Here is a 508-nt window from a genome sequence, read left to right as displayed (position 1 = left end):
ACTGCCTTGAACAGCGTGGCCAGGGGAATCGCAAAGAAAATCCCCCAGAAGCCCCACAGCCCGCCAAACAGCAGCACCGCACAGATGATTGCTACCGGGTGCAGATTCACCGCACCGGAGAACAGCAGCGGCACCAGCACATTGCCATCCAGGGCCTGGATGATCCCGTAGACCGCCATCAGGTAGATGAACTGGTCGCTCCAGCCCCACTGGAACAGGGCGATCAGCGCCACCGGCACCGTCACCACTACCGCACCGACATAGGGCACCACCACCGAAATCCCCACCAGCAGGGCCAGCAGGGCCGCGTAGTTCAGGCCCAGGGCGACGAAGGCGATATAAGTCACACCACCGCAAATAACGATCTCGATGACCTTGCCGCGGATGTAGTTGGCGATCTGCCGGTTCATTTCGTGGGCAACCCGAGTGATCAAGGTCCGCTCCTGAGGCAGGTAGCCGATAACCAAACGGCTGATCATCGCCCGGTCCTTGAGGAAGAAGAACACCA

General features: G+C 60.2%; 1 protein-coding gene. It reads right to left on the bottom strand.

Going from position 1 to position 508, the window contains the following annotated elements; translation table 11 throughout:
* The coding region (locus tag Q7C21_RS23135) for an AI-2E family transporter (protein ID WP_375151260.1) at positions 1-508 on the bottom strand (508 nt) is incomplete at both ends.

Source organism: Pantoea sp. ANP04 (genome assembly GCF_041982285.1).
GTDB lineage: Bacteria > Pseudomonadota > Gammaproteobacteria > Enterobacterales > Enterobacteriaceae > Pantoea > Pantoea eucalypti.
The sequence above is the reverse complement of the archived record's forward strand: the minus strand, read 5'-3'. Positions and strand labels throughout refer to the sequence as shown.